Annotated in this window: 30 protein-coding genes; 13 read left to right on the forward strand and 17 right to left on the reverse strand. The window is 68.3% G+C overall.

The window, feature by feature from the left end; genetic code table 11:
• Positions 1-58: 58 nt before the first annotated feature.
• From G6N61_RS28435 to G6N61_RS28470, 8 genes are all read left to right on the forward strand, one after another.
• The gene (locus G6N61_RS28435) at positions 59-1237 is read left to right on the forward strand and encodes an acyl-CoA dehydrogenase family protein (protein WP_163925165.1); all 1179 of its coding nucleotides are present in this window, start codon (positions 59-61) and stop codon (positions 1235-1237) included.
• 18 nt (positions 1238-1255) lie between these two features.
• The gene (locus G6N61_RS28440; RefSeq protein ID WP_163924199.1) at positions 1256-2017 is read left to right on the forward strand and encodes an SDR family NAD(P)-dependent oxidoreductase; all 762 of its coding nucleotides are present in this window, start codon (positions 1256-1258) and stop codon (positions 2015-2017) included.
• Positions 2014-3246 (forward strand): CaiB/BaiF CoA transferase family protein, encoded by a 1233-nt coding sequence (locus tag G6N61_RS28445; RefSeq protein ID WP_407666331.1) that lies wholly within the window; start codon positions 2014-2016, stop codon positions 3244-3246. The genes G6N61_RS28440 and G6N61_RS28445 overlap by 4 nt, the downstream gene beginning before the upstream one ends.
• A complete protein-coding gene (locus tag G6N61_RS28450; protein ID WP_163924200.1) occupies positions 3246-4064 on the forward strand; it encodes an enoyl-CoA hydratase/isomerase family protein in 819 nt (272 codons plus the stop codon). Before G6N61_RS28445 ends, G6N61_RS28450 begins: the two co-directional genes overlap by 1 nt.
• Positions 4061-5206 (forward strand): thiolase family protein, encoded by a 1146-nt coding sequence (locus G6N61_RS28455; protein WP_163924201.1) that lies wholly within the window; start codon positions 4061-4063, stop codon positions 5204-5206. Before G6N61_RS28450 ends, G6N61_RS28455 begins: the two co-directional genes overlap by 4 nt.
• A gap of 28 nt (positions 5207-5234) precedes the next feature.
• Positions 5235-6383, forward strand: a complete 1149-nt coding sequence (locus G6N61_RS28460; RefSeq protein ID WP_163924202.1) for an acyl-CoA dehydrogenase family protein — start codon at positions 5235-5237, stop codon at positions 6381-6383.
• A gap of 194 nt (positions 6384-6577) precedes the next feature.
• Positions 6578-7222 carry a TetR/AcrR family transcriptional regulator gene (locus G6N61_RS28465; RefSeq protein WP_163925167.1) on the forward strand — a complete coding sequence of 215 codons (645 nt, stop codon included), beginning with the start codon at positions 6578-6580 and terminating at the stop codon, positions 7220-7222.
• A complete protein-coding gene (locus tag G6N61_RS28470) occupies positions 7219-7725 on the forward strand; it encodes a hypothetical protein (protein ID WP_163924203.1) in 507 nt (168 codons plus the stop codon). Before G6N61_RS28465 ends, G6N61_RS28470 begins: the two co-directional genes overlap by 4 nt.
• A gap of 27 nt (positions 7726-7752) precedes the next feature.
• Here G6N61_RS28470 and G6N61_RS28475 read toward each other — a convergent pair whose 3' ends face one another.
• The 4 genes from G6N61_RS28475 to G6N61_RS28490 are packed head-to-tail and all read right to left on the reverse strand — an operon-like array spanning position 7753 to position 11746.
• A complete protein-coding gene (locus G6N61_RS28475) occupies positions 7753-8727 on the reverse strand; it encodes an NADPH:quinone oxidoreductase family protein (protein WP_163924204.1) in 975 nt (324 codons plus the stop codon).
• Between the two features lie 3 nt (positions 8728-8730).
• Positions 8731-9723 (reverse strand): phosphotransferase family protein, encoded by a 993-nt coding sequence (locus G6N61_RS28480; RefSeq protein WP_163925168.1) that lies wholly within the window; start codon positions 9721-9723, stop codon positions 8731-8733.
• Positions 9724-9761: 38 nt separating this feature from the next.
• Complete coding sequence (locus tag G6N61_RS28485; protein WP_163924205.1) at positions 9762-11060, reverse strand: acyl-CoA dehydrogenase family protein; 1299 nt, start codon at positions 11058-11060, stop codon at positions 9762-9764.
• A 26-nt stretch (positions 11061-11086) separates the two neighbouring features.
• Entirely contained in the window at positions 11087-11746 is a 660-nt protein-coding gene (locus G6N61_RS28490) for a TetR/AcrR family transcriptional regulator (RefSeq protein ID WP_235887334.1), read from the reverse strand.
• 81 nt (positions 11747-11827) lie between these two features.
• Between G6N61_RS28490 and G6N61_RS28495 the strand changes: the two genes are divergently transcribed.
• Entirely contained in the window at positions 11828-12010 is a 183-nt protein-coding gene (locus tag G6N61_RS28495) for a hypothetical protein (protein ID WP_163924206.1), read from the forward strand.
• 10 nt (positions 12011-12020) lie between these two features.
• On the opposite strand, the gene G6N61_RS28500 is transcribed toward G6N61_RS28495, so the two are convergent.
• Entirely contained in the window at positions 12021-12806 is a 786-nt protein-coding gene (locus G6N61_RS28500; protein ID WP_163924207.1) for an emopamil-binding protein, read from the reverse strand.
• A 292-nt stretch (positions 12807-13098) separates the two neighbouring features.
• On the opposite strand from G6N61_RS28500, the gene G6N61_RS28505 reads away from it, so the two are divergent.
• From G6N61_RS28505 to G6N61_RS28515, 3 genes are read left to right on the forward strand one after another with little or no spacing between them, the layout of a single operon-like run.
• Positions 13099-14373, forward strand: coding sequence for a cytochrome P450 (locus tag G6N61_RS28505; RefSeq protein ID WP_163924208.1), 1275 nt, complete (start codon positions 13099-13101; stop codon positions 14371-14373).
• Positions 14370-14558 carry a ferredoxin gene (locus G6N61_RS28510; protein WP_163924209.1) on the forward strand — a complete coding sequence of 63 codons (189 nt, stop codon included), beginning with the start codon at positions 14370-14372 and terminating at the stop codon, positions 14556-14558. Before G6N61_RS28505 ends, G6N61_RS28510 begins: the two co-directional genes overlap by 4 nt.
• Before the next feature lie 32 nt (positions 14559-14590).
• Positions 14591-14875 carry a DUF1330 domain-containing protein gene (locus G6N61_RS28515; RefSeq protein WP_163924210.1) on the forward strand — a complete coding sequence of 95 codons (285 nt, stop codon included), beginning with the start codon at positions 14591-14593 and terminating at the stop codon, positions 14873-14875.
• Positions 14876-14922: 47 nt separating this feature from the next.
• Here the strand turns inward: G6N61_RS28515 and G6N61_RS28520 are convergent, their stop codons facing one another.
• The 9 genes from G6N61_RS28520 to G6N61_RS28560 form a co-directional block, all read right to left on the reverse strand.
• Positions 14923-15786, reverse strand: coding sequence for a putative endonuclease domain-containing protein (locus G6N61_RS28520; RefSeq protein WP_163924211.1), 864 nt, complete (start codon positions 15784-15786; stop codon positions 14923-14925).
• Positions 15787-15900: 114 nt separating this feature from the next.
• Positions 15901-16101, reverse strand: a complete 201-nt coding sequence (locus G6N61_RS28525) for a ferredoxin (RefSeq protein WP_163924212.1) — start codon at positions 16099-16101, stop codon at positions 15901-15903.
• A gap of 2 nt (positions 16102-16103) precedes the next feature.
• The gene (locus tag G6N61_RS28530; RefSeq protein WP_163924213.1) at positions 16104-17306 is read right to left on the reverse strand and encodes a cytochrome P450; all 1203 of its coding nucleotides are present in this window, start codon (positions 17304-17306) and stop codon (positions 16104-16106) included.
• A gap of 125 nt (positions 17307-17431) precedes the next feature.
• Positions 17432-18220, reverse strand: a complete 789-nt coding sequence (locus G6N61_RS28535; protein ID WP_163924214.1) for an NAD(P)-dependent oxidoreductase — start codon at positions 18218-18220, stop codon at positions 17432-17434.
• Positions 18217-19035, reverse strand: coding sequence for an NAD(P)-dependent oxidoreductase (locus G6N61_RS28540; protein ID WP_163924215.1), 819 nt, complete (start codon positions 19033-19035; stop codon positions 18217-18219). Before G6N61_RS28540 ends, G6N61_RS28535 begins: the two co-directional genes overlap by 4 nt.
• Positions 19035-19910: an alpha/beta hydrolase gene (locus G6N61_RS28545; RefSeq protein WP_407666333.1), complete on the reverse strand. Its 876-nt coding sequence runs from the start codon at positions 19908-19910 to the stop codon at positions 19035-19037. The genes G6N61_RS28540 and G6N61_RS28545 overlap by 1 nt, the downstream gene beginning before the upstream one ends.
• Positions 19907-21559 carry a thiolase C-terminal domain-containing protein gene (locus tag G6N61_RS28550; protein ID WP_163924216.1) on the reverse strand — a complete coding sequence of 551 codons (1653 nt, stop codon included), beginning with the start codon at positions 21557-21559 and terminating at the stop codon, positions 19907-19909. Before G6N61_RS28550 ends, G6N61_RS28545 begins: the two co-directional genes overlap by 4 nt.
• A 1-nt stretch (position 21560) precedes the next feature.
• On the reverse strand, positions 21561-21815 hold the full coding sequence (locus G6N61_RS28555; RefSeq protein ID WP_163924217.1) for a ferredoxin: 255 nt from the start codon (positions 21813-21815) through the stop codon (positions 21561-21563).
• Complete coding sequence (locus G6N61_RS28560) at positions 21812-23122, reverse strand: NADH-ubiquinone oxidoreductase-F iron-sulfur binding region domain-containing protein (RefSeq protein WP_163924218.1); 1311 nt, start codon at positions 23120-23122, stop codon at positions 21812-21814. The genes G6N61_RS28555 and G6N61_RS28560 overlap by 4 nt, the downstream gene beginning before the upstream one ends.
• A gap of 36 nt (positions 23123-23158) precedes the next feature.
• On the opposite strand from G6N61_RS28560, the gene G6N61_RS28565 reads away from it, so the two are divergent.
• A complete protein-coding gene (locus G6N61_RS28565) occupies positions 23159-23638 on the forward strand; it encodes a hypothetical protein (protein ID WP_163924219.1) in 480 nt (159 codons plus the stop codon).
• Between the two features lie 25 nt (positions 23639-23663).
• On the opposite strand, the gene G6N61_RS28570 is transcribed toward G6N61_RS28565, so the two are convergent.
• Genes G6N61_RS28570 through G6N61_RS28580 form a run of 3 tightly spaced genes read right to left on the reverse strand, consistent with a single transcriptional unit; the run spans position 23664 to position 26108 of the window.
• Complete coding sequence (locus G6N61_RS28570) at positions 23664-24539, reverse strand: alpha/beta fold hydrolase (protein ID WP_163924220.1); 876 nt, start codon at positions 24537-24539, stop codon at positions 23664-23666.
• A 34-nt stretch (positions 24540-24573) separates the two neighbouring features.
• Positions 24574-24963, reverse strand: a complete 390-nt coding sequence (locus G6N61_RS28575; protein ID WP_163924221.1) for a Rieske (2Fe-2S) protein — start codon at positions 24961-24963, stop codon at positions 24574-24576.
• 2 nt (positions 24964-24965) lie between these two features.
• Complete coding sequence (locus G6N61_RS28580) at positions 24966-26108, reverse strand: amidohydrolase family protein (protein WP_163924222.1); 1143 nt, start codon at positions 26106-26108, stop codon at positions 24966-24968.
• Positions 26109-26127 lie beyond the last annotated feature (19 nt).

Raw genomic sequence — 26127 nt, forward strand, 5'->3', positions numbered from 1 at the left:
GTGTGATACATAGTAAACCAATGTTTTGAACGTCGAGGAGGACGTCGTGGCCGATGGAATGAGCTTCGAACTCAGCGAGGACCAGGAGCTGATCCGCAAGTCGGTCGCCGAACTCGCGAGCCGGTTCGACGATCACTACTGGATGGAGAAGGACGAGGCCCACGAATTCCCCCGGGAGTTCTACGACGCCATCGCAGGCGGCGGCTGGTTGGGCATGACGATCCCCGAGGAGTACGGCGGGCACGGCCTGGGCATCACCGAGGCCACCCTGCTGCTCGAGGAGGTGTCGCGTTCGGGCGCTGCGATGAACGGCGCCAGCGCCATTCACCTCTCCATCTTCGGCATGCAACCCGTCGTCAAGCACGGCTCCGACGAACTCAAGGCTCGCACCCTGCCGCGGATCGTCGACGGTGACCTGCACGTCTGCTTCGGCGTCACCGAACCCGGTGCGGGACTGGACACCTCGCGCATCACGACGTTCGCCAAGCGCGAGGGTGACGCCTACCGCGTCAACGGCCGCAAGGTGTGGATCTCCAAGGCGCTGGAGTCGGAGAAGATCCTGCTCCTGACCCGCACCGAGACCCCGGAGGACCTGAAGCGGCGGGGCGCCAAGAAGACCGACGGCATGACGCTGTTCATGACCGACCTCGACCGCGCCCACGTCGACATCCGGCCGATCAGGAAGATGGGCCGCAACGCCGTCAGCTCCAACGAGCTGTTCATCGACGACCTGATGGTGCCCGTCGAGGACCGTGTCGGCGAGGAGGGGCAGGGCTTCAAGTACATCCTCGACGGCCTCAACCCGGAGCGCATGCTCATTGCGGCCGAGGCCCTCGGCATCGGCCGGGTCGCGCTCGAGAAGGCCGTCAAGTACGGCAACGAGCGCGTCGTGTTCGACCGGCCGATCGGCATGAACCAGGGCCTGCAGTTCCCGCTCGCGGACTCGCTGGCCCGGCTCGACGCCGCCGAGCTGGTGCTCCGCAAGGCCACCTGGCTCTACGACAACGGCAAACCCTGTGGGCGCGAGGCGAACACGGCCAAGTACCTGTGCGCCGACGCCGGCTTCGCCGCCGCCGACCGGGCGCTGCAGCTGCACGGCGGGATGGGCTACTCCGAGGAGTACCACGTGTCCCGGTACTTCCGGGAGGCGCGTCTGATGAAGATCGCTCCGGTGAGCCAGGAGATGATCCTCAACTTCCTGGGCGAGCACGTGCTCGGCCTTCCGCGCAGCTACTGAGAACGGAGCACGACGAGCATGGGGTACTTCGACCTGGGCGGCCGGACGGCCATGGTGACCGGCGCAGGCGCTCCGGCAGGCATCGGCGCGGCAGTCGCCGCGGCCCTGGCCGAGGCGGGCGCGGCGGTGCTCGTCACCGACATCGACGGTGACGCAGCCGTATCGGTGGCCGAGACGATCCGCGCCTCGGGCGGCACCGCGGACAGCCACGTCCTCGACGTCGGCGACCGCGCCGCCGCCGACGCCGCAGCCGCCGCGGCCGCCGAACTCGGCGGAGGAGCGATCCACATCCTGGTCAACAACGCGGGCGTCACCGCCCCGGCGATGTTCCCCAAGCTCACCGACGAGACGTTCCGCCTGACCTTCGACGTGCACGTGATGGGCACGTTCCACTGCACTCAGGCGGCGTTGCCGTACATCCCGACCGACGGCACCGGCCGCATCATCAACGTCACGTCGGCGGCGGGTCTCACCGGAACCCTCGGCCAGGTGAACTACTCGGCTGCCAAGGCCGGGCTGATCGGCTTCACGAAGTCGTTGGCCCGCGAGCTGGCCACCAAGAGCATCATGGTCAATGCCCTTGCCCCCCTTGCGGCGACGCCCATGACCGAAACGATCCGCACCAACGAAAAGTTCGCCGCCAACATGATGGCGCGCATCCCGATGAAGCGGTGGGCGGAGCCTGCCGAGATCGCAGGAGCGTTCGTGTTCATGGCGTCGGATGCCGCGTCGTACATCACCGGCCAGGTGCTGCCGGTCGACGGCGGCATGGTCATGTGACCACCGTGGCGGATTCGTCGAACGCGCCGCTGGCCGGCGTCACGATCGTTGCCATGGAGCAGGCGGTGGCCGCACCGATGTGTACCCGGGTGCTCGCGGACTTCGGTGCGCGCGTCATCAAGGTCGAGAACCCCGCCGGCGGTGACTTCGCCCGCGACTACGACGACGTCGTCAACGGTCCCGGTGGGCTGGCCGCGCACTTCGTGTGGTGCAACCGCGGCAAGGAGTCGGTGACGCTCAACACGAAGTCGCCCGAGGGCGTGGAGCTGCTGCACCGGCTGCTCGATGGCGCCGACGCCTTCGTCTCCAACCTCGCGCCGGGAGCGCTGGCTCGCCTCGGGCTCACCGCGGTGGACCTCGCGGAGCGCCACCCCGGCGTCATACCGCTGGAGATCGACGGCTACGGCCCCGGCGGACCCATCTCGCACAAGCGCGCCTACGACCTTCTGGTGCAGGCGGAGTCGGGGTCCTGTGCCATCACCGGGTATCCCGGGATGCCTGCCAAGCCGGGTCCCGCGATGGCCGACTTCACCACCGGGCTCTACGCGGCGATCTCCATCCTCGCGCTGCTGTTCGGGCGCGGCAAACGGCCTGCGGGATCCGCAGCCCCGTCGGTGCAGCTCAGCCTGTTCGACGTGATGACCGACGTGATGGGCTACGCGCTCACCTACACCCAGCACTCCGGCATCGACCAGGAGCCGCTCGGCGTCGGCTCACCCGCGGTGGCACCCTATGGCGCGTTCCCTACCGGGGACGGCCAGACCGTCGTCCTCGGCACCACCAACGACCGCGAATGGCAGCGGGTGGCCCGCGAGATCATCGACCGGCCCGACCTCGCGGACGACCCGCGGTTCGCGACCAACTCCGGTCGCTGCGCGCACCGCGCGATCCTCGACGAGGCCATCGGGACCTGGTGTGCCCGACACGATCTCGCCGAGATCCAGCGCGTCGCCGACGAAGCCGGCATCGGCAACTCGCGTTACAACCTCCCGAGCGAGGTGATCCGGCATCCCCAGCTGAGCGCGCGCGACCGGTGGGGCACCGTCGGCACCCCCAAGGGCGACATCGCCGCGCTGCGTCCGCCGCCGGTCATCAGCGGCTTCACCCAGCCGATGGGCGCGATACCCGCTCTGGGCGAGCACACCGACGCGGTACTGGGTGAACTGGGGCTGGGCGCAGACGAATTGGCGCGGTTGCGTGCCAACGGCGTGATCGGACCCGCGCACTGATGGCCGACTCCGCCGACACCGGTGACGACGTGCTGCTGACCTCGGATCGCGACGGCGTGCGGACGCTGACGCTGAACCGGCCCGAGCGCAAGAACGCGCTGGATGCACGGTCCTGGGTGGCACTCGCCGACGCGTTGCGCGAACTCAAGCGCGACCGCGACGTCCGTGCGCTGATCCTCACCGGCGCCGGTGACGCGTTCTGCTCGGGCGCCGACATCTCGGTGCCCGAGGACGTGCACCCACGGTACAAGCTGGACCGGCTGACCGATGTCGCGCTCGCGCTGCACGAGCTGGCGATACCGACGATCGCCAAGGTTCGCGGCGTCGCGGTCGGCGCCGGATGGAACCTCGCGCTCGGGTGCGACCTCGTGGTGGCGACGCCCGAGTCGCGGTTCTGCCAGATCTTCACCAAGCGCGGGCTGTCGGTCGATCTCGGCGGGTCGTGGCTGCTGCCCAAACTGGTCGGGCTGCAACAGGCCAAGCGGCTCGTGCTGCTGGCGGACATGATCGACGGGACGGAGGCGCACGGCCTGGGTCTCGTCACGTGGGTACGCGCGGCGGACGAGATCGACGGGTTCGTCGACGATCTCGCGCGCCGACTCGCCGACGGCCCGCCCTATGCGCTGGCGCAGAGCAAGGCGCTGCTCAACGACGGGGCCGACGCGACGCTGCGCCAGGCGCTGGCCAACGAGGCCCGGGCGCAACCGGGGAACTTCGCGACGGCAGACTCGCGTGAGGCCTACGCCGCCTTCGCCACCAGGCGCGAGCCGGAGTTCACCGGTCGGTGGGCTTCGTACGAGAGGGAGCAGGAGCAATGAGGGAAACCGTCATCGTCGGGGCCGTGCGCACGCCCGTGGGCAAGCGCAACGGCGGACTGTCCGAACAGCATGCGGCCGACCTGTCGGCGCTCGTACTCAACGAACTCGCCGAGCGCACCGGCGTCGACCCGGCCGTCGTCGACGACGTGGTGTGGGGCTGCGTCTCCCAGGTTGGCGACCAGTCGAGCAACATCGGCCGCTACGCCGTTCTGGCGGCGGGCTGGCCCGAACACATCCCGGGCACCACGGTGAACCGGGCCTGCGGGTCCAGCCAGCAGGCCCTGGACTTCGCGGTGCAGGCCGTGATGTCGGGCCAGCAGGACGTGGTGGTGGCCGGGGGAGTCGAGGTGATGAGCCGGGTGCCGCTGGGTTCCGCCCGCGCCACCGGCATGCCCTACGGCCCGAAAGTGCTTGCCAGGTACGACGACTTCTCGTTCAACCAGGGCATCTCGGCGGAGCTGATCGCCCAACAGTGGGGGCTGTCTCGGGCCCGTCTCGACGAGTACTCGGCCCGGTCGCACGAGCGGGCCGCGGCGGCGCAGGACGCGGGTGCGTTCACCGATCAGATCGTGCCCGTGTTCACCGACGGCGGCGTCGTGACCGAAGACGAGGGCATTCGTCGTGGCACCACGCCGGAGAAACTCGCCGGGCTCAAGCCCGCGTTCACCGAGGACGGCGTCATCCACGCGGGCAATTCGTCGCAGATCTCCGACGGTGCGGCGGCGTTGCTGGTCATGACCGCCGAGAACGCCGTGTCCCTCGGGCTCACACCGCTGGCCCGCTACGTCGCGGGTGCCGTCACCGGTGCCGATCCCAAACTCATGCTCACGGGCCCCATCCCGGCCACCGAGAAGGTGCTGCACAAGGCGGGAGTCGGCATCGCCGACGTCGGGGTGTTCGAGGTGAACGAGGCCTTCGCGCCGGTGCCGCTGGCGTGGCTCGCCGACACCTGTGCCGACGAGGATGCGCTCAACCCGCTGGGCGGCGCGATCGCGCTCGGCCACCCGCTCGGCGCGTCGGGTGCGGTGCTGATGACCCGGTTGATTCATCACATGCGCAACAACGGAATTCGGTATGGCCTGCAGACGATGTGCGAGGGCGGCGGCACTGCCAACGCCACGCTCGTCGAATTGATGCCCTGACCCGAGCCCCCGACCCAAAGGAGGCGCCATGCGCCGAGACCTCTTCACCGAGGACCACGAGTCGTTCCGCGAACTGGCCCGCGACTTCGTCGAGAAGGAAGTGGTGCCGCACTATCCCGAGTGGGAGAAGGGCGGCCGGATGCCCCGCGAGGTGTTCGAGAAGATGGGCTCGCTCGGCATGCTGGGCATGGCGATCCCCGAGGAATACGGCGGCGGCGGGATGCCCGACTACCGCTACAACGTGGTGCTGCAGGAGGAGTCGGCGAAGGCGCTCGTCACGCTTTCCACGGTGCGGACCCAGCTCGAGGTGATCCTGCCGTACTTCCTGCACTACGCGAATGCCGAACAGCGCACGCGGTGGTTCCCCGGGCTGGCGAGCGGTGAACTGCTGACCGCGGTGGCGATGACCGAACCCGGTACTGGCTCCGACCTCGCGGGCATGCGGACCACGGCCGTGCGTGACGGTGATGACTGGGTCGTCAACGGCGCCAAGACGTTCATCACCGGCGGCATGCAAGCCGACCTGGTGATCGTGGTGGCACGAACGTCCACCGATCCCGGCAACCGGCGCAAGGGGCTGACGCTGCTGGTGGTCGAGGACGGGATGCCAGGGTTCACCCGCGGGCGCGAACTGGAGAAGATGGGCTGCAAGGTCCAGGACACCGCGGAGCTGTCGTTCGTCGACGTCCGGGTGCCAGCGGGCAACGTGCTCGGCGAGGTCGACGAGGCGTTCGGATACCTCGGACACAACCTGCCGCAGGAGCGGCTGACCGTCGCGGTCGGCTCGGTCGCCCAGGCGCGATCGGCGATCGGCGCGGCCATCGAGTACACCCAGAGCCGCAAGGCGTTCGGCACGCCGGTGGCGTCGTTCCAGAACACGAAGTTCGAGTTGGCGGCGTGCTCGACCGAGGTCGAGGCGGCCCAGGCCATGCTCGACAGGGCCGTCACGCTGCACGTCGATGGCGAACTCTCGGCGCCCGACGCCGCGCGGGTGAAGCTCTTCTGCACCGAGATGCAGGCCCGGGTCATCGACCGCTGTCTGCAACTGTTCGGCGGCTACGGCTACATGATGGAGTATCCGATCGCCCGGCTCTACACCGATGCCCGCGTGGCCCGGATCTACGCCGGCACGAGCGAGGTCATGAAGGTGATCATCGCGAAGTCGCTCGGCCTCTGACTGCGATTTCGGCGCGCTTTCCGGCCCCCAACGCGGGAATCCGCGCCGAAATCGCGCCTGGACCTGCGATGTGACGCGCGTCGAAACCCAGTTTCGCTGAGACCCTTGTCACACGGGTCGAACCTACCTACTGTGTGTTCAGTTGGTTGGTTGAACGAAGGGGTTCAGTGTCTGCCGCAACGCAGTCCCAGGACGTGACGGCACCGCTACAGCGGCCGTACGCGTCGCTGCTGGCAAAGGGTGAGGACCGCAAGCTGCGGATCCTCTCGGTGGCCGAACGCCTCCTCGCGCGCAACGGATGGCGCAACACCTCGCTCGCTCAGATCGCCAAGGAAGCGGGCGTCAGCCCCGCGGGCCTGCTGCACCACTTCGAGTCCAAGGAACAGCTGCTCAACGCCGTGCTCGACGCGCGCGACGCCGACGACGACACCCATGCCGACCGGTCCGGTGACCTCGTCACCGAGATCTGCCGCGTCGCCGAACGATTCGACCGGGCCCCCGAGCTGGTGGGCACCTTCACCGTGCTGCTGATCGAGAACATCGCGCCCGACGCGCCGCTGCACGACCGGCTACTGCAGCGTCAGCGCGCGGCGGTCGAGATCGTCACCGACCTGATCCGACGTGGTCAGGCTGCCGGGCGGTACCGCACCGACTTCGACCCGGCCATCAAGGCCGTCGAGATTTTGGCATTCGTCAATGGAATGGAGACCGCATGGCTGCTCGACCCTTCGATTCCCCTCAACGACGTGTTCAAGCAGTACGGCGAGTCGCTGGCACGCGACTTCGCCCCGCCGGCGGCAGCCACGGCGAGCACGGGTCCGGGCCGGAGCGCGACGTGAGGTACCGCCTCGACGTCGTCGCTGCGAGCGTTCCGGAAGTGGTCAGTCACGCCGGTGGTTGGCTCGTCGATCGCGTCATGGCCGGCTGGGACGTCACCGTGCTCATCTCCGGTACCGAGGACCTGCGGCCGCTGTCGATCCTCGGCGTCGAGGTCCAGGATCTCGAGGTGGCCCTCGAGATGTGGGCCGACCGTCCGCACCCGCAGACCGTCGCGGTCTCGGCCGACCTGTTCACCTCCGACGCCCGCGTGCGCGAGGGCGTGATGAACGCACTCGGCCACGGCATGACCGAGGTGACCCTGTGGGGTGACGACTGGCCCGACCGGCTCGATGCCACGGTCGGATCCGTCGAACACCACCTCAGCGCCGCGGCCCGGGCGTTCAAGGCGCAGGCGCTGGCAGCCTCGGGCGTCGACGCGACCGCGATCGGACGGGCCGAGACGTTCCTGTGCGGCGCCACCGCAGTGCCCTCGGTGGCAGCGGATCTGGTTCCGGCGAGCTGACCTGGCGGCTGATCGACGCGAGCGGCGTCAGCCCACGCCGCTCACGTCGATCAGCACCTTGCCGATCGCCCGGCCGTCGGCGACGTGCCGCAGCGCAGCCGCGGCCTCGGCGAGCGGGTACGTCGCGCCGACGTGAGGCGACACCCGGCCGGTGGCGAGCAGCTCGTGGAGTTCACCCTCGTTGCGGGCGAACTCCGCGCCCGGCACGTCCTGGAATTGGAAGCCGACGATGCCAATACCTTTGACCAGCACTAGGTTCAGGGGAATGCGCGGGATCTCGCCGGAGGCGTAGCCGACGGTGACGAAGCGGCCACCCCGACGCAGCGACCGCAGGGCGGGCTCGGACAGCGCGCCGCCCACCGGGTCCACGACGGCTGCGGCACCTTCGGGCAGCACGGCGCGCAGCGCCGCACGCACGTCGACGTCGCGGTGGCCGATCACGTTCGTGGCGCCGTATCGTGTTGCGACGTCCAGTTTCTCCGGCGTCGACGCCACGGCGGTGACCCTGGCCCCCAACGCTACGCCGAGTTGCACCGCGGCGAGACCGACGCCGCCGCCCGCGCCCAGCACCACCAGGTCGTCACCGGCCTCTATCGCCGCCACCGAGCGCAGCGTGTGGTACGCCGTGCGGTGAGCCACACCGAACGCCGCGGCCGCCGCGGTCGCGATGCCCCCCGGGATGCGCGCGAGGCCACCGGTGGGCACGGCGACCAGCTCGGCGAACGCGCCGAACATGCCCGTGCCGGTCACGCGGTCGCCGACGGCGAACTCACCGGTGTCGCCTGAGGTCTCGACGATCCGACCGGCGAATTCGCTGCCCGGCACGAACGGAGCTGGGACGCTGACCTGGTAGTCGCCGGCGATCAGCAGGACGTCGGGGAAGTTGACGGCGGCTGCGTCGACGCGAACCAACACCTGCCCGTCGGCGAGCCGTGGCGGGGGCATCTCCTCGACCCTGACCACCTCGGGCGGCCCGTAGGCAGGACACAGCGCAGCGCGCACGGGTCAGCCCGCGTAGTCGGTGGACTCGGCGAGGTCGGCGGCCGAGGCCATCAGGTCGGTGACGACCGGGCCGAACGCCAGTAGCTTCTCGTCGTCGCCGGCCCGCTGGAAGCCCTGCTCCAACACGATGGCCAGCTTCCACTTCGCGAGCACCAGGTAGTAGTCCAGGTCGTCGACCTGCCGCCCGGATACCTCGGCGTAGTGCGCGACGACCTGGTCGCGTGACGGCATGCCCCGCATGTCGACGTAGCTCATCTCCGACTCGGCCGGGGCGTTGGTGTCGGCCGGCCACGACTGCACCATCCAGCCGAGATCGAGCTTGGGGTCGCCGACCGTCCCCATCTCCCAGTCCACGAGTGCCGCCAGCCGGGCCGGCGCGCCGTGGGAGTACATGACGTTCGCGAACTGGTAGTCACCGTGCATCAGACCGGGGACGAAGTCGAGCGGCTGGTGGGCCCGAAGCCAGCTCGTCGCCACGTCGAGGCCTGGCAGGTCGCGCTTTTGGATGCGTGCCAGGAAGCCGGTCCAGCGGTCGACCTGGCGTTCGTGGAAGCCGTCGGGCCTGCCCAGGTCGTGCAGCCCCCTGCCCCGCCAGTCCACCTTCGACAGCAGCGCAATGCCCCCGGCCAGTTGGTAACTCAGCCCGGACCGGGCGGCCAGATCGGTGTCGAACGGCGCAGGCCATTTCGCGTGTTCGTCCATCGGCGACCAACCGTCGACGAAGCCCATCAGGTAGAAGGTCCGGCCGAGCACGCTCGCGTCGTCGCAGACGGCGATCGCCTCGGCATGGGGCACGTCGGTACCGTCGAGCGCCTCGATGATGCGCCACTCCCGCAGGATGCCCTCGTCGCGGTCCGGGGGAGCGCCGGGCGGTGGCATCCGGATGACGCACCGGTGTTCGCCGCGGGTGAGTTCGTAGATGACGTTCTGCGTACCGCCGGAGAGGAACCGCGCGGCGAGCGGTTCCCCAGCGCCCGGCAGTCCGGCGTCGTCCATCCACGCGGCAAGGCGGGTGACGTCGATGGCCGGATCGCTCACAGTTCGGCCGCGTCCAGGTCCAGGAACTCGGCGAAGCGCTGGCGCGCGGCGTCGCGCTTGCGTGGCAGCCACTCGGTGGGCCAGACGTCCTCGGCTGCCTGGTAGCCGCGGAGCACCTGCTTGGCCACCGTGGTCTTGTGTACCTCGGTGGGTCCGTCCGCCAGGCCCATCACCGCCGCGCCCGTCACCATGCCGAGGAACGGCATCTCGTTGGTGACGCCGAGCGCACCGTGCACCTGCATGGCGCGCCAGGCGATGTCGTGCAGCACGGTGGGCATGACCACCTTGACCGCCGCGATGTCCTTGCGAACCCTCTTGTAGTCGTTGAACTTGTCGATCTCCCAAGCGGTGTACAGCACCATCAGTCGGAATTGCTTGAGTTGGGCGTAGGAGTCGGCGATGTAGCCCTGCACGGCCTGCTTGTCGGCGAGCAGGCTGCCCGCGGTCGTGCGGCTCAACACCCGCTCGCACATCATGTCGATCGCCCTCTGCGCCAGCCCGATCGTCCGCATGGCGTGGTGGATGCGCCCACCACCGAGGCGGGTCTGCGCGATCGCGAACGCCTGGCCCTCACCGCCGAGCAACGCCGAATCCGGCACCCGCACGCCGTCGTAGTGGATCAGCGCGTGGCTGCCCTCGCCGTCGGGTTCGCCGTGCAGGCCCACGTTGCGCACGATCCGCACGCCGGGAGTGTCGGTGGGGAGCAGGAACATCGACATGCCCTGATACGGGCTGACGTCGGGGTTGGTCACGACCATCACGATGAGGAACGCGGCCGTATTGGCGTTGGAGGAGAAGTACTTCCAGCCATTGATCACCCAGTCGTCACCGTCGCGGACCGCGCGCGTCGTGAACTGCGTGGGGTCCGCACCGCCCTGCGGTTCGGTCATCGAGTAACTGGAGAACAGCTCGCCGTCGAGCAGCGGGCGCAGGTAGCGCTCCTTCTGCTCGGGGGTGCCGTAATGCGCGATGATCTCGGCGTTGCCGGTATCGGGCGCCTGGCAGCCGAAGACGATCGGCGCCCACTGGGACCTACCGAGAATCTCGTTGAGCAGTGCCAGCTTCAACTGGCCGTAGCCCTGACCGCCGAGGTCGGGACCCAGATGCGTTGCCCACAATCCCTTTTGACGTACCTGCTCCTTGAGCGGGTCGACGACCTTGCGGCGCGTCTCGGTCAGCGGGGTGAACTGCAGGTGCGGCCAGATCAGGTCGAGCGGTTCGATCTCGTCGCGGACGAACGCGTCGGCCCAGTCCAGTTGCGCCTGGTATTCGGCATCGGTCTCGAAGTCCCACATATGGCCTCCTTGCCAGTGGTCGGGAGCTAGCTGCGGTGGCGGTAGCCATCGACGAGCGTGATGATGTCTGCGGTCACGACGTCGGCGAATGATCGGTCGCCGAATGCGCCTGCGGCCCAGTGCCGGGCGCCCTCACTGACCATGGTCCGTGCGAGGTAGACGAGGTGGGCGACGTCCGCGTCGTCGACGGCACGTCCAAGTTTCCCGTCGGTGCGCGCGCGGGTGAACAGCTCGGTGAACATGTCGGTCTCGTGATCGAGGCGCTCGCCGTCGGCCAGTAGTCGATGTTCGTGCCGGTAACCCTCGAGGATCGTCTCGACGACGAGTTCGCGGGGGTTGCGGGCCATCGACTTCTCCAGGGTCTCGAGCGCGGCGGCGACGACCCGTTCGACGTCGTAGTCCGCCGCGAGCAAATGGTGGATGGTGCGGTGCGCGGTCTGGGTCGACATGACGCCGACCTCGAACAGCACGTCCTCCTTGCGGGGGAAGTAGAAGTAGAACAGCGCCTTCGAGACGCCGGCGGCCGTGCAGATCTCGGCCACGGTCGTATTGGCGTAGCCCCGCGTCCGCCACAGCGACATCGCCGCCTGCACCAGCATCCGCTTGGTCTCGCGCGACTTCGCCCGCTGCAGTGTCGCCCTGCGCTGACCATGGTCAGCACGATCGACACGCGAAGGTTGCGGCACTTGCGAACCTTAACCCGTCGAGCGTGTGCTGACCAGTGTCCAACTAAATCGAGTTCTCCGACCGGTCGGCAGACTGGACCGATGACGAAGACGCTGCGGGTGGCCGCGCTGGCATTCGGGTGCCTCGCGCTGGTCGCAGGCGGGCTGCAGCTGTGGGCCTACGCCACCACCGACGGCCCGCGCCATCTGATCCCGGGCGCCTTCGCCCTCGCCGTCGGGGTCAGCGTGATCTCTGCGGTGCTGCGACACCGGCGGCCGGACTGACGTCCGGCGGCTACGTCGCGCGCACTCCTGCCCGCCGGGTCAGGTAGTCGATCTGACGGTGGATCGCGATCAGGACGAAGAACGGCAGGATCATGAACGGCACGTTCTCGGCGATGAACTTGAACCAGAACCCGAATGCGCCCTGACCGATGTCGCCGAAGCCGGCGCGCACCTCCGACAGGAAGTAGACCCCGGTGCTGCTGATGAGCATGGCGCAACCGGCGAAGGCCAGCCACAGGCAGCGGATCCGTGACTCGGTGGGGAGGTCGGTGCGCATCAGCCGCGTCCAGACGACGAACAGCATGGCGCCGGTGATGACGCCGACGAGTTCGAGTCCGAAGATCCAGTCGCTCGCACTGGTGTAGCGAGTGTCGGCCAGACCGTACTGCCACCACAGCCACTTCCACCCGGGGTCCGTCGTCGGCGTCCACAGATCGAAGGGGTGACCGATGAGGAAGATCGTCTCGTAACCGAGTTGGCTGCCCGCGGTGTAGGGCAGGTAGATCATCGTCAGCTCGGCTGCCCGCTCGATGCGGGGCCGATGCTCACCTCGTCCGGTCCATAGGTACACCAGCGGCAGGACGATGACGGGCAGGCCGAACGCGAGGTTGGCGACGACGTCGACCGTGAACGACGGCGGCAGTACCCGGGTGCCGACCCCGACGACGGCAAGGGTGAACGCGAAGCCGGTGAAGGCCGTGAGGGCGAGGTAGGCCCACCGCCGGTGGGGCGCCCACGGGCGGGCCAGCTCGGGATCTCGATCCGACGGGGCATGCGTCGTGACGTCCGATGTCATCGCAGTGGCACCTCTGCTTCCCAGGGTTTGCGGATGAACGTGGACAGCACGCTCAGGCGGAGGATATGTGCTTCCGACGGCGATGTTGGGCGAACGCTCAACAATGGCCGATCGGGAGTGCGACACTCGCGTTCCGTGACGTCGCGGTGCGCGCGGGAAAGCCGCACCCACGAGCGGGTTGGTTAGGCATTTGCCCTCGTTGACGGCAGAGCAGTCGCTGTGGAAATGTGATACTCATCAGTGAGAGCCACATTCTCATCATGCTGGTGCCGTCAGGAACGGAGTGCAACACATGGCGATCGACCCCGCCGGTATCGACTGGTTCAGGGACCCGAGGTTGGTCGAGGATCCGTATCCGTACTTCAACGCGTTGCGGGACAAGTGCCCGGTGCAGCCCGAGGACCACTACGGCGTGACGATGGTGACCGGTTGGGAAGAGGCGGTGTCGGTATACAACGACGAGAAGACGTTCTCGTCGTGCACCTCGGTCACGGGTCCGTTCCCGGGGTTTCCCGTGCCACTGGAGGGGGACGACGTCAGCGAACTGATCGAGAAGCACCGCGACGAATTGCCCTTCAGTGATCAGTTGCCGACGCTCGACCCGCCCACCCACACCAATCACCGTGCCCTGCTGATGCGCTTGATCACCCCGAAGCGCCTCAAGGAGAACGAGGACGCGATGTGGCAGCTGGCCGACGGGGTGCTCGACGAGTTCCTGGCGCCCGGCAAGGGTGAGTTCATCAAGGGTTTCGCGAGCCCGTTCACGCTGCTCGTCATCGCCGACCTGCTGGGCATCCCGCCCGAGGACCGCAACGCGTTCGTCGACGGCATCTCCCAGCACTCCGGTGGCGGCGTGGGAAGCACCAGCAAGGAGTCGCTGTCCCATTCGCCGCTGGAGTTCCTCTACGGGCAATTCGAGGACTACGTCGAGGACCGCAGGCGCAACCCCCGCGAGGACGTCCTGACCGGGCTGGCGACCGCGCAGTTCCCCGACGGCACCACGCCCACCGCAGGCGACGTCGCACGTGTTGCCACGAACGTCTTCTCGGCAGGGCAGGAGACCACCGTCCGGCTGCTGGGCACCGCGCTCAAGGTGCTCGGCGACCGCCCCGACATCCAGAAGCGGGTGCGCGAGGACCGCAGCCTGCTGCCGAACTTCATCGAGGAGGCGCTACGGCACGAGAGCCCCGTCAAGGGTGACTTCCGACTGTCGCGCACCCCGGTAGCCGTCGGCGATCAGCAGCTGAAGGCGGGCACCACCGTGATGGTGGTCAACGGTGCCGCCAACCGCGACCCGCGCCGCTTCGACGAACCCGACGAATTCGACCCGGCCCGCAAGAACGCCCGTCAGCACTTGGCCTTCGGCCGCGGCATCCACAGCTGCCCTGGCGCCCCACTCGCACGCGCCGAGACCCGCGTCGGTCTCGAGCGGCTGCTCGACCGCACCACCGACATCAGGATCTCCCAGGAGAAGCACGGGCCGGCGGGAAGCCGGGACTACAAGTACATTCCGACGTTCATCCTGCGCGGCATCATCGACCTGCACCTGGAGTTCGACGTTCGATGAGGGTCACCGTCGACGAGGATCGCTGCGCCGGCCACGGTATGTGCCTGACGCTGTGCCCGGAGGTGTTCGACATGACCGACGACGGGTGGGCCGTCGCGAATCCCGGGGACGTCCCGACGGAATTCGAGACCGCCGCCCGCGAGGCCATCGAGAACTGCCCCGAGCGCGCCATCAGCGAGATCTGATCCGAATACCGCCACAGACAGAAAGATTCGACATGGCCAAGGGCTACGTGATCATCACCGAGGACATCAAGGACCCCGCAGGCATGGCCGAGTACGGCAAGCTCGCGATGCAGACCATGGCCAATGCGACCGTGCTGGCGTTCGGCCCGCCCGCCGAGACGATCGAGGGCCAGTGGCACGGCACCCAAACCGTCGTCCTGGAGTTCGAGTCCGTCGAAGCCGCCAAGGAGTGGTACTACTCCGACGCCTACCAGGAGGCGCTGAAGCTGCGTCAGGCCGCGGCCGAGTGCAACGGGGTCATCCTCTCCGGCTTCTGAGGTGGCTTTCTCGCCGAAACAACATTCCCTGTCGTTGAGCCGGCGTCTCAGCGACGCTGGCGTCCGCCTCGGCGGGAATCCCACGCCTGCGCGACCCGACGCAGGACGTCGTTCGGGCGGTCGCCGGCGATCACCTTGACGTGGTGCCAACCGCGGTCCTGCACCTTGCGCAACCGTGTGACGTCCCAAGTCCACTGGGCACGATCGGTGCGGTGCTGCTCGCCGTCGTATTCCACGGCAATCTTCAGATCCTCGTCGTCCCAACCCATGTCGAGGTACGCGAAGGCGTGGCCGTAGTCATCGAGGACCGGAATCTGGGTCTTCGGACGCGGGTACCCGGCGTCGATGAGCAGCAGGCGCAGCCACGTCTCCTTGGGTGACTGGGCGCCGCCGTCCATCAGTTCGAGGGCAGTGCGCAGTCGTTTGATCCCTCGCGCACCCTTGTAACGCGCGACCAGAGGCGCAACGTGTTCCGCGCGGATCCCCGCCGCGCGGGCCAGCGCATCGAGGTGCACGACCGCTGCGTCCCGAGGGAGGTAACGGCCGAGGTCGTACGCGGCGCGCTGCGGCGTCGCGACCGCCATGTCGTGCATCTCGATCACGTCGTCGTAGAGGAAGTGTTCGTCACGCGTGATGATGCCCTGCGGCGGGCGGTGATTGACGGCGAGCAACTCGATCGGGCTGTCCTCGGCTACCCACCGGGCCCCGTGCAGCGCCGCGGCGGCCCGGCCGGTCACCACCCCCGTGCGTCGCGACCACAGCCAGGCGCCAACGGTGTTGGCGTACAACGACGGTGTGGCGATCTTCGGTGTGTAGACGTTCGGGAACAGTGCGCGATATCGCCAACGCAATTGACCAGGGGTGACCTCGTTGCAGGCGAGCGCCTCGCTGCCCAAGAAGATGGTTGCCATGCCGTGAGGGTGACGCGGCCCCCCGACAGCGAGGGCGCTACGCCGAGCCGGAACGCAGGGTTGTCAACAGGCTCGCGCAGCGACAGGGAACGTCATTTCGGCGAGAAAGTCAGGTCATTCGTCGCGGATGGCGATGGCCTGGCGCGGGCACTGCCGCACCGACTCCTTGATCTGGTGCTCGTTCTCGGGCGTGACCTCGTCGGTGTGGACGTGTAGGTAGTCGTCGTCGTCGAGTTCGAAGACCTCGGGGATGATGCCCATGCATATCCCGTTGCTCTCGCAGAGCCCGAAGTCGACCTCGATCTTCTGAGCCATGGTCACCTCAGCACCTTGACCGGGACGTGGTGGTACCCCGCGACGTTCTGCATGTTCACCCGCTGCAGTCCGTCGAAGTCGACCTCGTAGCGCGGCATGAAGTCGAGCAGGTACTCGAGCGCGATCGCGGTCTCCATCCGGGCCAGCGCCGCACCGAGGCAGCTGTGGATGCCGTAGCCCAGCCCCAGGTTCTGCGCCTGCGTGCGGTCGCGGTCGATGTCGAACGTGTCGCCGTCGACGAACGCACGCGGATCGCGGTTGGCCGCCGCACCCATCAGGAAGACGGGCTTGTGCGCGGGAATCGTGCCGCACGGCAGCTCGACGTCCTTGACGCTGTAGCGGACGTTGTACTGCACCGGCCCGACGTAGCGCAGCAGTTCCTCGACGGCGGCGGGAATCTTGCTGCGGTCGTCGAGCAACTTCTGCCACTGCTCGGGGTGCCGGGCGAATTCGACGACGGCGCTGCCGACGAGCTTGGTGACGGTCTCGGCACCGGCGCCGCCGAGAAGCACGGTGAATCCGGTGATCTCGATGTCGTCGAGGCTGCGCATCCGACCGTCGGCACCCGGGATCTCCGCGCTGATGAGACGACTGATCATGTCGTCCTGCGGGTTCTGCCGACGCTCCTGGACCAGGCCGTAGTAGTAGACGCCCGAGTCGATGTTGGCCTGCATGTTCTCGTCGTCCATGTCGATCTGGCCCGGCTTGCGCTCCAGGCTCTTGTCGATCCAGTGGCGCACCTGCTGGCGGAAGTCCTCCGGCACGCCCGCCATCCGGGTGATGACCTCGACGGGGAACGGACCCGAGAAGTCCTGCACGACGTCGAAGTGGTCCGGATCGACCTTCGACAGGTAGTGCTCGACCAGTTCGACGACCGTGTCGCGCTGGGACTGGATGGCCCGCGGCGTGAACGCCTTGTTGAGCAGGCTGCGCATGTGCCGGTGGTCGGGCGGGTCCATGAAGATGATCGACTTCTGCGGCACCTCGCCGGAGCGGACCATGCTCAGATCACAGCCGCGGGCGGAGGAGAACGACTCGTGGTCCTTAAACGCCGCGGCGACGTCCTCATGCCTGGTCAGCGCGTAGAAGTCCTCGGCCTCGTCGTAGTACAGGGGAGCTTCGTCCCGCATCCGCGCGTAGATCTCGTAGGGGTTGTCGAAGTACTCCTGCGCAAAGGGATGGAATACGAGTTTGGGCTTGGTCACTGCGTCCTCCTGGGCACTGGGAACAGAGCCGCATACGTTACGGAAGGCTGTAAGATTGTAACGGCTACAGTATGCGACATATAGTCTCGAAAATCAGCCGAATCGCCCAACCGGGTGGCTCGGCTTCAGCGCCGCACGCCTGCGTCCAACACCGTGTCGAGTACGCCGAGGTCGGCGCCGAGATCGGCCACGGTGCGCCGCACGACGTCGACGTCCTTGCCGATGAATTCGCCCACGGCCGAGATGAATGCCTCAGCCGACCCCGCAGAGGCGATCATGCCGAGCACCCGGCTGGCAGAACTGCCGTGGGTCAGCGCCTGCAGCAGTGGCCCCTCCTCGATGCCGAGGCGGGTGCCGAGTCGGGTGGCCTCGGCGACGAGGCCGATCTGGGCGACGAACAAGGTGTTGTTGATCAGCTTGACGAGTTGCCCGCTGCCCGTCGGCCCGGCGTGCAGGATCGGGTCGCCGTACGCGCCGAGCACCGGGCGCACCCGCTCCAGCGCATCGTCGGTGGCCCCCACGAACAGGGTGACGCGGCCCGCGGCGATGTCGTGCGGGCCGCCACTGACCGGGGCGTCGACCACGTCGACGTGATCGAACCTCGCGGCGACGTCCCGAACTGTCGTCGGGCTGCCCGTCGTGTGGACCACCAGCGTCGACCCGGGACGCATGCCGGCGACGACGTCGCCGGCGAGGCACAGTTCGCGCACCTGGTCGTCGGTGAACACGCACACCACGACCACGTCGTGGGCACCGGCAGTCAAGCCGGCGACGGGATTGGCACCGAGTTCGGCGACCGCGGCGCGCTTGTCGTCGGTGCGGCCGACGGCGTCGACGTCGTGCCCGGCTTCGACGAGTCGGCGCACCATGGGGGCGCCCATCCGTCCGGCGCCGAGGAAGCCGACCGTGCTCACCGGGGGTGGTGCATCGACTCGAGCGCCGTGTCCGCCGCCGTGAACACCGAACCCTGCGGCGCGGATGCGTCGTCCGCCAGCGCCGCCGCGTGCCGAACGTCCTTCTGCAGCAACGCCCCCGCGATCGGAGCGAGGCCCTCGAGCGTGCCGCCGAACATCGAGATGCTGTTGACGGCCTTGCTCGTCGCCGAGCCGCGCGCCAGCACCTCGCACAGTTTGTCCCGCGGGACGCCGAGCGACTCACCCAGCTCCAGCGTGCTGACCGCACTGCCGAGGTTGGCGCTGAACAACAGGTTGTTCAGGATCTTGGTGACCTGCCCGCTGCCCAGTGGACCGAGGTGGACGATCGGGTCGGCGAACGTCGCGAACACCGGCCGGACCCGCTCCACGTCGGCGTCGTCACCGCCGACCATCACCAGCAGGGTGCCCTCCGACGCCGCCGGCGAGCCACCGCTCACGGGCGCGTCGACGACCGAGACGCCATGTTCTGCAGCGGTCTTCGCGATCTCACGGCAGGTGTCGGGATGGACGGTGCTGTGGATGGCGATGACGCCCCCGGGTTGCATGCCTGCCAGGACGCCCGATTCGCCGTCGAGCACCTGCCGGACGTCATCGTCGCCGACCACGCACAGGCACACCAGGTCGCTTGCCGCACCGAGTTCGGCCGGTGTCGCGGCGACCTTCGCCGAGGTGTCGGCGTACGGCTCGACCGACGCGGGCCGACGTGCCCACAGCGTGAGTTCGTAACCGCCCTCGACGATTCGGCGCGCCATCGGCGCCCCCTGGCTACCCAGCCCGATGAATCCGACCCGCATCAACCCGCCTCCAACTCGTTCGTCGCCACGTCTGCCAGACACTCGTCGACGAACGACAGCACCCGAGCGTGATATTCGCCGGCCGTGTGGCCGACGCTGAGATTGTGTCCGCTGCCGGGCATCCGATTGACGCGCACCGCGGGCGACGACCTGAACAGTGCCGCCACCGCATCGACCGCTTCGCTGTCCGATTCCCACACCGCTTCGTACTCGGCCACGCTGAACTCGACGGGAACCGTCACGCGCGAGGCCAGTTCGGGGAAGTCGCGGCGCGCCCAGTTCGCCGTCACCTCCGACTCGTATCCCACACCCGGTGCCGACAGGGCACCGGTGAGCACCTCCGGCGGGTACAGCTCGGTCGGCTGCCACAGCAGATCCCGCAGCCCGGCGGGACGCGACGTGACGGTGGCCTCCTCGATGATCGCGAGGGCATCGGGGTGATAACGCAGCCCCGAGCCGGCCAGCTCGACACCGACGACGTCGGCACCGCGCGGGTCCACGACCATGCGCAATGCCAGTTCGCATCCCGCCGAGTGGGCGAACAGGAACAGCCCGGCACCGGGGGAGTCGTCGGCGAGGATCTTGTCGACGGCGCCGTAGACCAGCGCGGTACGACGGTCGGGATCGGCCATCTCGTCGGCGTACAGCGCCGACGCGCCGTAGCCCGGCCGGTCCAGGGCAATGGTGGTGAAACCCGCCGCTGCGGCAGTGCGAAGCAGTGACAGCTCGGGATGGCCCGGGCATTCGAAGTACGTCGACGACGTCGCACCGCCGTGCACGGCGACGATCACCGCGCGCGGGTCGGCGGCCCGGGCCACCAGGCCGGACATCGGCACGCCGTCGACCATGACGACGCGGGGCGTCGGCGCGCTCACGCGTCGGTCCGCATGAGCAGCACGCCGCTCGGGGTCAGTCCGCCACTGCTGGCGACCGCGACGCGCGCGTCGGCCACCTGGCGTTCGCCTGCCTCCCCGCGGAGTTGCGTCACCGCTTCGTGGATGAGGCCCATGCCGTGGGTGCGGCCGTGAGACAGCTGGCCGCCGTGGGTGTTCAGCGGAATCACGCCGTCGCGAGCGATGTTGTGACCGCCCTCGAGGAAGTCCTTCGCCTCGCCGATGCCGCAGAAGCCGAGCGCCTCCAGCCACGACAGGCAGTTGAACGAGAACCCGTCGTAGAGTTCGGCGACGTCGACGTCGTCGGGCCGCAACGACGTCCGCGTCCACAGGTGTGCGGCCTGGCCCAGCACCTGCGGCTCATGGGTGAGCGTGGTCTGGTCCCAGTCGGTGCGTTCGATGATCTGGGTGCCGACGGCCTCGAAGTACACCGGCGGCTTGGGCATGTCGCGTGCGACGTCGACGGCCGACACGATGACCGCGACCGCGCCGTCACACGGCACGTCGCAGTCGTAGAGCCCGAACGGCGTGGTGATCAGCCGCGCCGACAGGTAGTCGTCCATCGTCATCGGATCGCGGTAGATCGCGGTGGGGTTGAGGCCTGCGTTGGCCCGCTGGTTCAGCGCGATCCAGCCCAGTGTCTCGCGCGTGGTGCCGTAGCGGTCGAAGTGTCTTTGTGCGTTGAGCGCCAACGTGTGTGCGGCCGACGTCGCCCCGAACGGCATCTGCCAGCTGGTGGTGCGGGACCCGCCGGGCGGGGACATCTTGCCCTGCTTCATCAGCTCGCCGAACGTCGCCTCCCACAGAGTGCGGAAGCACAGCACGTGCCGGGCCATGCCCGTGGCGACGGCCATCATCGCCGCGATCACCGATCCGCCGGGACCGAACGTGTCCATGCCGCCGTTGATCCACGTCGGCCGGAGTCCGAGCGCGCCCTCCAGTGCGGTGACCCCGCCCTCGCCCATGCCTGCGACGTCGAGGCCCGGGTAGGTCGACAGGCCGTCGATGTCGGCGAACGTCAGCCCGGCGTCGGCGACGGCGGCCTCGCACGCCTCGATCGTCAGTTCCAGCGGGGGCACCATCAGCCGGCGGCCGAGTCGCGACGCGCCGATGCCGGTGATCGCGGAGTGATCTTCGAACTTGTTCTCCGACAACGGTGGTCGCACGTGCGTGGAGAAGTCCCTTGGCGCGATGTCGTCGACCGCGGGCGGGGCCCCACCGCCGTCGTCGCACGGCCGGAACACCGGCAGGTAGACGTCGGCCACCTCTTGGAACACCACCTCGACCGTCTGCCCGATGCGCAGATCGTCGGGGTCGGCGTCGACGATGTTCGTCGTCAACCGGACCCGCGGGTCCTCGGCGATGGCGACCTGCGCCACGACGTACGGCGGTGGCAGATCGGGGAAGCCGAAGCGGTGGTTGACCGTGAACGCCGAGAGCGACGCCTTGCCCGACACCTCGCGCACGCCCACGTCATGGCTGCGGCACCGTCGGCAGATCGGTGCAGGCGGATGGTTGAGGGCCTGGCAGTCCCGGCACTCCTGGATGCGCAGGCGGCCGTCGGCGCCGGAGGTCCAGAAGAACTCGTTCTCCGCGGTCAGTTGGGGCAGCGGCCGGCCGGGGACGTCCACGTCAGAGGCTCGCGCTTCGCGGCGCGTCCGCCTCGGATCCCGTTGCCGTGGAGCGTAGTTCGACGATGGCGTGCACCGGGCAGTCGAACAGTGCGCGCATCACGTCGTCGTGGTCTTCCTCGGCCACCGTTCCGTCGCCGATCAGCGAGGCGTAGTCCCAGTCGTCGAGCGAGAAGTACTTGGGTGCGTGCCGTGCACAGATGCCGAAGCCATCGCACACCGTGCGGTCCAGCTTGATCCTCGTGGGCTCGCTCACGACACCATCTCCACCTCGTAGGGGCGCGTAGCGCCATATGCACTGGTGCGACACGGATCGCACGCGCCGGCAACGTGATCGGCGACGAGGTCCGGGAACTGCTTCAGCAGGCTCGCGGCGACGTTGGTCGCGGCGTCGAGCGTCGCGCAGGCGCCCCGACCACGCAAGACCACCGACCAGCGTTCCAGGCGGGCGAGGTCCTCACCGGTGGCGACGCCGTCACGCAGCGCGGTGGTGACCGCCGACATCGCCGCGGTGCCGTTGAAGCACGAGCCGCACTGGCCCGCGTTCTCCTGGTCGAAGTAGGCCATCACCGCCGCTGCCACCGCGACGGGACAGTCCTCGGTGAGGATGGCGAGGGCACCACAACCCAGTGCCGTGCCGCGCGCACGCAGCGTCTCGTGGTCGAGGGTGGCGTCCAGCACCGCGCGGTTGATCAGCCCGGCGAAGTACCCACCCATCAGTACTCCGCGCACCTCGTCGGTCGACACACCGTGCAGGTCGAGCAGTTCGGGAACCGGAACGCCGTGCGGCAGTTCGTAGAGTGCCGGTGGGCGCCCCGCTCCGGTCACGGTGGCGAGGAACGAGCCCGGCGACGCCTCGGTGCCCACCTCGCGGTAGGTCCGGCCGCCGTGGCGGTGGACGAACGGCAGATTCGCCAGGGTCTCGACGTTGCTCACCAGCGTGGGCAGGCCGTGCACGCCCTCCTGGAAGGGGCGTGGGGGTTTGTCGGTGGGCTTGGCCGGGCCGCCGTTGACCGCCCGCACCGCCGCGCTCTCCTCACCGGCGACGTACCCCGCGCGCACCGAGACGACGTCGACCGTGACGCCCGCCAAGGGCGCACTCTGCAGCGCGTCCCGCACCGCGTGTGCCGAATGCGGATCGGACACGTACACGTACGCGCGGTCGGCCCCGACGATGCGCGCTGCCAGGCGGACGCCGTCGAGGACGAGGTGCGGTCGGTTGCGCAGCAGCCACTTGTCCTTCACCGACGCCGGTTCGCCCTCCTCGCCGTTGGCGAGCACGACGGTCCGCGTGCCGCTGCGACCTGCGTCGCGCACCGTGCGCAGCTTGACTGCGAGCGGAAACGCAGCGCCACCGCGACCCAGCAGTCCGCTGACCCGCACCTCGTCGAGCAGCGAGTCGGGGTCGTCGAGGTCCGAGTAACCGCCGGCACCGACGTAGTCGGCGTAGTCCTCGACGCCGTCGGCCGTGCGGAGCAGTCGCGGCTGCAACCCCGGCCACACCACGGTCGGCGTGCCGGCAGGGGTGATGGTTCCGGTCGGCTCGGTGCGCACGTCGGTCATCTCTGCCCCTTCCCGTCCGCGGATAGGCTGGCGGGCATGAGGACTGCGGTGGTGCGCGTCGACGTCGACCCATCGGGTGTGCTGACACCCGCCCAGCTGGGCGAGGGCATGACGGCGCTGTCCGCGCTGTCACCCGATGTCGGCGCCACGGTGGTCGACGTGGACCTCGCGGCCATGCCCCCGGGGCGCAGGCAGGTCGAGGTGCTACTGGCCGGCGACGACGCCGACCACCTCGAGCGGGTGGCAGTCGAGTTGTGCGCCAGCGTGTTCGGCGCGCTCGGCGCACAGCCCACCGCCGGGGTGTTGACGTACGTCAGTCGCGGCACCGACCACGACGCGCTCGGCGTGCTGGCCGGGTTCGGGCTCACCGGCGAGATCGAACGCGAAGACGGCCCGGAGTGGGACGTCGTGCGCGTAACGCTGCGCAAGTCCGACCTCGAGCGCATCCCGGAGAGCAGAGTGCACACCGCGCTGGAGGCCTCGCTCAACTGTGAGGTGCACATCATCACGGTGTGAACTCCTCGACCACGCCGTCCGGCTGTCACGACTTCTTCAGGAACTCGAGGATCGCAGGCGCTGCCTGGACCCAGGTGTCGAACATGTTGAACCGCTTGACCTTCCCCTTGGCGCGCGCCTCACCGGCGCGCTCCCAGGCGTCCTCGGGCCACGGCGGGTCGATGACCGTGCTGTCCTTGATGAGGCAGCTCACCTCCAGCGACGTCCGCTTCGGGTGGTCCAGGTCGTTCTCGCCGCCGCGGATGATGAGCGTCGGAACCTTGATCTCGTCGAACAGCTCGTCCTCGACGCCGGGGATCGTCTGGCCCGGCTTGGGTACGAAGGCGTTGAGCCAGCGCAGCATCAGCTTCAGGAACTGGTCCGGGTCCTGATCCAGGATGCGCTGCTCGTTGTCGGGGTTCTCGCCGATGCGTTCCTGCCATTCGCCGACCTGGGCGACGGCCTTCATCCCGGCGCCGCGCACGGCGAGGATGCTGGGCACGATGTAGTAGGAACCGAGGACGAACGATCCGTAGACGCCGCCGACGATGTTCCACACCACCAGCTTCGTCACCAGCTCCGGGTAGAGCATGGTGGTCAGCATCGAGTCCCGCGCACCGCCGGAGCCGCCGGCCAGAATGCACGGTCCGATGTCGAGCTTGGTGATCAACTGCGACAGGGTCTCGGCGCGCATGTGCGATTCGCTCTGGCCGTAGAACTGGACGTCGGACTTCCCGCAGTTCGGCCGGTCCCACAGCAGTACCCGGTAGCCCCCCTCGACCAGCTTCTTGGCCAACGGCTTGAGGCCGGGAATGTCCTTGCTGAACCGTCCGCCGGGTGTGAGCGCGATGAAATCGCCCTCCTTGCCCAGGATTTCGTAGACGACGTTGCCGCCGTTGATCTCGATCGTTCTGTTGGGCAACGTCTCTCCAATGTGTCCGGTGTCGAGCGGGACGTCAGGCCTGTACCAGGACGTCGTCGCCGACGACCCGGACGGGATAGGTGCGGATGCTCCACTCCGGTTTGACGGCCGTGGTCCCGGTCGCGAGTTCGAAACCCCACTGGTGCCAAGGGCAGAAGATGAACTCCATGTCGCGGACCATCACGGCGTCGCCGGGAACGCTCTCGTCGACGACGTTGCGTCCGCGGGCGCGCCCGGCGCACAGCGGTCCGCCTTCGTGCGGGCAGTAGTTCGCGATGGCGTAGAACGTGCCGTTGACGTTGTAGACGCCGACGCCGTGACGACCGATGGGCACCAACTTGTGCTTGCCAGGCGGGATCTCGTCCACGGTGGCGACGACGTGCTCCCGGCCCTGGGCGAGCCGGGGTGACTTCGGTTCGGTCATGCCTAGAAGACCCGAACCTGACCCTCGAGCACCGGCACGGTTTCCGGCAGCTTGTAGGTCTCGATGCCATTGCGGAACATGATGGCCTCGCGCGCGTGTTCGGGCAGGTGCTTGACCAGCCAGCGCGGGTCGTCGAACGTCCAGTGCGGGTAGTCGCTGCTGTAGAGCAGGATCTTCTCGCACTCCATCCACTCGAACGCCCTCGACAACTCGGTCTTGTCCTCCGGGTAGTCCAGGGGCTGCGTGCTGAACTTGATGTGGTCCTTGACGTATTCGCTCGGCTTGCGCTTGATGTCCAGCCAGGACTTGCGCTTGGCGTAGATCGCGTCCATTCGCCACATCAGCGGCAGGATCCACGTGAAGGCGTGTTCGATGAACACGATCCGCAGTTCGGGGTGGCGGTCGAAGGTGCCGTCGAAGATCAAGCTCATCACCTGATTCGCCGCGAGCAGCGAGTAGGTGACCATGAAGTCGTGGTTGTAGCTGGGTAGCCCTACCGGCGGGATCGGCAGCGTCTCGTACACGCCGCGTGACAGGTGACAGCTCACCGGCATGTCGTACTTCGTCGCCGTCGCCCACACCTCGTCGTAGATGGGGTCGCCCCACGACGGCCGGGGCTCGGCCTTGATCAGGATCTGCGACATGTACTCGTGCTCGGCCCACTTCTCGATCTCGGACACGGCGCCGGCCGGATCCTCGATCGCGACGCAGATCGATCCGCGCCAGCGCTGGTGCCAGTTGTTGTGCGAGTCCAGCCAGTTGTCGGCCAGCCATTGGTTGGTCGCCACGCAATAGGCCGACGTGGCCTCGGCCAGCCGCGACTCGCCGTGGGTCGGCTCGAGGATCGCGATGTCGGAGCCCGCCTCCATGATCAGCTGGCGCAGCGCCATGTCGGGATCGCTGCACGCGAACTCGCCGTCGGGCGGGAAGGCGTCGACCCGCATTGCGTACGAATGCGCGTAATCCGGTGCGTCGTAGTAGATCTGGTCGCCGACGGCGTGGTTGAGGAAGTACTTGGAGCGCCACGGCTCCGGGATGTACTCGACGAGTTCGCCGCGGCGCGGCATGGGGTGCACGTCGGAGTCGACGCAGCGGACGGCGATGCGTTCCGCGGCCGGAACCCGTGGGTTGGCTGTGGTGGTCATGTGGCCTCCTTGACTACCT

It is taken from the genome of Mycolicibacterium arabiense (genome assembly GCF_010731815.2).
GTDB lineage: Bacteria > Actinomycetota > Actinomycetes > Mycobacteriales > Mycobacteriaceae > Mycobacterium > Mycobacterium arabiense.

Bases quoted from the DNA above. Each gene is read 5' to 3' on its own strand.
- G6N61_RS28500 (WP_163924207.1), bottom strand. From the start codon at position 12,806: ATGACATCGGACGTCACGACGCATGCCCCGTCGGATCGAGATCCCGAG.
- G6N61_RS28460 (WP_163924202.1), top strand. From the start codon at position 5,235: ATGCGCCGAGACCTCTTCACCGAGGACCACGAGTCGTTCCGCGAACTG.
- G6N61_RS28450 (WP_163924200.1), top strand. From the start codon at position 3,246: ATGGCCGACTCCGCCGACACCGGTGACGACGTGCTGCTGACCTCGGAT.
- G6N61_RS28520 (WP_163924211.1), bottom strand. From the start codon at position 15,786: ATGGCAACCATCTTCTTGGGCAGCGAGGCGCTCGCCTGCAACGAGGTC.
- G6N61_RS28435 (WP_163925165.1), top strand. From the start codon at position 59: ATGAGCTTCGAACTCAGCGAGGACCAGGAGCTGATCCGCAAGTCGGTC.
- G6N61_RS28455 (WP_163924201.1), top strand. From the start codon at position 4,061: ATGAGGGAAACCGTCATCGTCGGGGCCGTGCGCACGCCCGTGGGCAAG.
- G6N61_RS28525 (WP_163924212.1), bottom strand. From the start codon at position 16,101: ATGGCTCAGAAGATCGAGGTCGACTTCGGGCTCTGCGAGAGCAACGGG.
- G6N61_RS28575 (WP_163924221.1), bottom strand. From the start codon at position 24,963: ATGACCGAACCGAAGTCACCCCGGCTCGCCCAGGGCCGGGAGCACGTC.
- G6N61_RS28480 (WP_163925168.1), bottom strand. From the start codon at position 9,723: ATGGACGACGCCGGACTGCCGGGCGCTGGGGAACCGCTCGCCGCGCGG.
- G6N61_RS28565 (WP_163924219.1), top strand. From the start codon at position 23,159: ATGAGGACTGCGGTGGTGCGCGTCGACGTCGACCCATCGGGTGTGCTG.
- G6N61_RS28485 (WP_163924205.1), bottom strand. From the start codon at position 11,060: ATGTGGGACTTCGAGACCGATGCCGAATACCAGGCGCAACTGGACTGG.
- G6N61_RS28495 (WP_163924206.1), top strand. From the start codon at position 11,828: ATGACGAAGACGCTGCGGGTGGCCGCGCTGGCATTCGGGTGCCTCGCG.
- G6N61_RS28510 (WP_163924209.1), top strand. From the start codon at position 14,370: ATGAGGGTCACCGTCGACGAGGATCGCTGCGCCGGCCACGGTATGTGC.
- G6N61_RS28440 (WP_163924199.1), top strand. From the start codon at position 1,256: ATGGGGTACTTCGACCTGGGCGGCCGGACGGCCATGGTGACCGGCGCA.
- G6N61_RS28515 (WP_163924210.1), top strand. From the start codon at position 14,591: ATGGCCAAGGGCTACGTGATCATCACCGAGGACATCAAGGACCCCGCA.
- G6N61_RS28580 (WP_163924222.1), bottom strand. From the start codon at position 26,108: ATGACCACCACAGCCAACCCACGGGTTCCGGCCGCGGAACGCATCGCC.
- G6N61_RS28540 (WP_163924215.1), bottom strand. From the start codon at position 19,035: ATGCGGGTCGGATTCATCGGGCTGGGTAGCCAGGGGGCGCCGATGGCG.
- G6N61_RS28560 (WP_163924218.1), bottom strand. From the start codon at position 23,122: ATGACCGACGTGCGCACCGAGCCGACCGGAACCATCACCCCTGCCGGC.
- G6N61_RS28505 (WP_163924208.1), top strand. From the start codon at position 13,099: ATGGCGATCGACCCCGCCGGTATCGACTGGTTCAGGGACCCGAGGTTG.